3 protein-coding genes are annotated in these 3,389 nt (G+C 69.0%); all 3 read right to left on the reverse strand.

Annotated elements, in window-relative coordinates:
* A partial coding sequence (locus ACIRA7_RS16010; protein WP_396221836.1) for an efflux RND transporter permease subunit occupies nucleotides 1-1,260 on the reverse strand: 1,260 nt, incomplete at its 3' end.
* Between the two features lie 4 nt (nucleotides 1,261-1,264).
* Nucleotides 1,265-2,497, reverse strand: a complete 1,233-nt coding sequence (locus ACIRA7_RS16015; RefSeq protein WP_396221837.1) for an efflux RND transporter periplasmic adaptor subunit — start codon at nucleotides 2,495-2,497, stop codon at nucleotides 1,265-1,267.
* A gap of 2 nt (nucleotides 2,498-2,499) precedes the next feature.
* Nucleotides 2,500-3,389: TolC family protein (locus tag ACIRA7_RS16020; RefSeq protein ID WP_396221838.1), on the reverse strand; the 890-nt coding region annotated here is incomplete at its 5' end.

The raw sequence follows: 3,389 nt of genomic DNA on the forward strand, positions 1-3,389 counted from the left end.
GCGGTGCGTGTCGCGATGCGACTCGATGCGCCGGATGAAACTTTCGATCATCACGATTGACGCGTCCACGATCAGCCCGAAGTCGAGCGCCCCGAGGCTCATGAGATTGGCCGAGTAGCCGAACAGGCCCATGCCGATGAAGGCGATCAGCATCGAGATCGGAATCACCGACGCCACGATCAGCGCCGCCCGCACGTTGCGCAGGAACAGGAAGAGCACGGCGATCACGAGGAGGCCGCCCTCCACCAGATTCTTCACGATGGTGCTGGTGGTGCGGCCGACCAACTCGGTCTGATCGTAGAACGGCGTCACCTTCACACCCGGGGGCAGTGCCTTCTGAATCTCCGCCATCCGCTCGCGTACGCGTTTGATGACGTCACGCGAGTCGGCGCCCTTGAGCTTGAGTACCATCCCACTCACGACTTCTTCGCGGCCGTCCTGCGTCACGGCGCCGTTCCGCGGCAGGGCCCCGATCACCACGGTGCCGATGTCGCTCACGCGAACCGGTGTGCCTTGAAACGCGCCGACCTGCACCCGCAACACATCGTTCGTGCTCTCCACACGGCCAAGCCCGCGCAACGTATAGCGCTCGCCGCCCTGCTCGAGGTAGCTGCCGCCGAACGCCAGCGTGTTCCGGCCAAGGGCGTCATGCACATCGGACATAGTCAAACGACGCGCCGCCAGCTTGACGGGATCGACGATCACCTCCACACGCTCGGTGAGTCCGCCCCACGAATTGACCTCCGAGACGCCGGGCACCGTGCGCAAGCGCGGACGCACCGTGTAGTCGTGCAGCGTCTTGAGCTCCGTCAGCGATAACGAGTCGCTGGTGAGCACGTACTGATACAGCTCGCCCATCGGCGTGGAGACGGGACCGAGCGCGGATTCGACCCCGGCCGGGAGGGCGCCCTTGGCATCGTTGAGCCGCTGCTGCACCAGCTGCCGAGCGAAGTACACGTCGACGTGATCGGGAAACGGCACCGTGACCAGCGACAATCCGAACTTGGACACCGACCGTACGTCTTCCGCATCGGGGACGCCCATGAGCGACGATTCGATCGGATAGGTGACCAGCCGTTCGACTTCCTCCGGCGCCATGCCGGGTGCGACCGTGATCACCTCCACGCGCGTGCCGGTGAGATCGGGGAACGCATCGAAGGCGATGTGCTGCAGGGCGTACAGCCCGGCCGCCATCAGGGCGAGCGTCACACCGATCACGAGGCCGCGGCGATGGAGCGCGAAATGAATCAGGGCGTTCACGGCGTCATTCTCCGTCGGGCGAACGACGCTTGATCAGCTCCGCCTTCGCAATGGCCGCACTGCCGGCGATCACGCGACGCCCTGGCGAGAGCCCCGACAGAATCTCGGTGTGATCGCCGGCGCGTCGTCCGGTTCGCACGCGCACGGCTTCGATATGGAGCCCTTCGCCGCGCGGATCGGCCACGATCACCACCGTGTCGCCCTCGAGCGCCTGCACGGCCGCCGACGGCACCACGAGCGCGGGCGCTCCGCCAGTCCCCGAGATCTCGGCCTGCACAAACGACTCGGCGCGGCCGGTGCGGCCGCCGCCTTTCGGGACCGCGATCACTTCGATGGTGCGCGTGAGGGTGTCTGCGGTGGGCGCGACGCGGGTCACGGTGCCCGTCATCGTGGTGGCCGGCGATTCAGTGAGCGCAAAGCGCACGGTAGCGCCCACCTGCACGCCGGCCGCCGCGTCGGCACTCAGGTGCATCTGCAGTTGCAGCCGATCGGGATTGCCCACCGCCACCAGCGGCGTGCCCGGCAATACGACCGTGCCCGGCTGTGCGGCACGCGAGGTGACCACGCCGGCAATCGGCGTGCGAATGAGCACGTCGTGTTCATCGGCAAGCGCCGGTACGTTGCCCGAACCCACGAGATGGTCGATCAGCGCCAGCGCCCGGTCGCGCTCGGCGATGGCCTGCTGGTACGTGGCGGTGGCTACCCGCTTGCCCACGTCGGCCCGTTCGACTTCGGCCTTCGACATCGCCTTGGCCTCGAGGAGGCGCGCGGCGCGGTCGGCGGCACTGGTCGCGAGATCGCGTTCGGCTTCGGCGGCGGCGACCTTCGCGGTGGCGCTGGCCAGCGCCCCGCGGGCGTCCATGATTTCGTGACTGTGAATGAGCACCAGCACCTGCCCGGCCTGCACGCGATCACCGACCCGCACCAGCACGTGCGTGATGCGCCCCTCCGTGATCGACCCGATGGTCTCGAGCGCACTCGGATCGAGCATGAGTCGTCCGGGCACGGTCACCGACGACTGCCACGGCACCATGCGGGCGGAATCATAGGTGAAGCCGCCGATTGCGACCGACCTGGCCGAGAGCGTGGCGGTATCGGCGGTCGGCGCCGGCGCGTCGGCCGCGGCCATGTTCCCGCCATCGGAGGCTCCGCCGCAGGCAGCGGCCAGGGTGCTACCAAGGAGCAGGCCGGCGGCACCGAATCGACGGGCGCGCGGAAAGCAGAACGTCGAGGGCATGATCACGATCCGATGGTCAGCAGGGTGGAAAGCAACGGCAGATCGAGCGGACTCGATGCGTCCAGTCGCGCGCCCAGCGCGCGCTCGAACTCGAGCCGGGACAGCCAGGCGTCGGCGGCCCAGCGGAGCTGGGTATTCATGGCGTCGGTGGCCGCCCGTTCGGCATCGAGCAGTTCCGTGAGCGTCACGTGGCCTTCGCGATACGCCACGCGGGCGATGCGGGCGATTTCCCGGCCGCGCGCGTCGAAGGTGGAGGCCGCCTGCGCGGCGCCACGCGACGCCACATAGGCCCGCCACGCCGCGCCGACGCTCCCCTCGATCTGGTTCAGCATGTCGTCCCGCAGCGTTTGGGCTTCGGCATACTCGCCGCGTGCGCGCTGCCGGGCCGCGTCGTTGCGATTGAACAGTGGGAACGGCATGGCGAAACCGATCTGCCCGGTCATGAACCCGCTGGTCTGCTTGGTGCCGCCCTGCAGCTGCATGTCGCCAATCAGGCCGCGTCGTTCGGCGGTAAAGCGTCGCTGCGCTTCACGGAGCGCCGCCTCACGGGCCTGCACTTCCGGCCGCGCCCGCAGCGCGACGGTCTTCACGGTACCGCTGTCGGGGGCGGCCGGCATCACGGGAGCGTCCAGCGCGGCCAACGCCGGCAAGGCATCGGGGCGCACGCCGAGCACCCGGGCCAGCTGCGCGCGGGCGCGGGCGGCGTCTCCGGAGGCCGTCACCACCGCGACGCGCGCCCGGTCGGCTTCGAGCTGGGTGCGAAGGCCAACGGCCTCCGACACCAGCCCTTCCCGGAGCCGGGTCGCGTCCACGCGGGCGATCTCCTCCAGCGCCTCCAGCTGTCGGGTCGCCACCATAAACGCCCCGTCAGAAGCGGCGGCGCGTAACCACG

It is taken from the genome of Gemmatimonas sp. (assembly GCF_044376735.1).
Classification (GTDB): Bacteria; Gemmatimonadota; Gemmatimonadetes; order Gemmatimonadales; family Gemmatimonadaceae; genus Gemmatimonas.

Coding starts and splice junctions, on each gene's coding strand:
- ACIRA7_RS16015 (WP_396221837.1), bottom strand. CDS start 2,497: ATGCCCTCGACGTTCTGCTTTCCGCGCGCCCGTCGATTCGGTGCCGCC.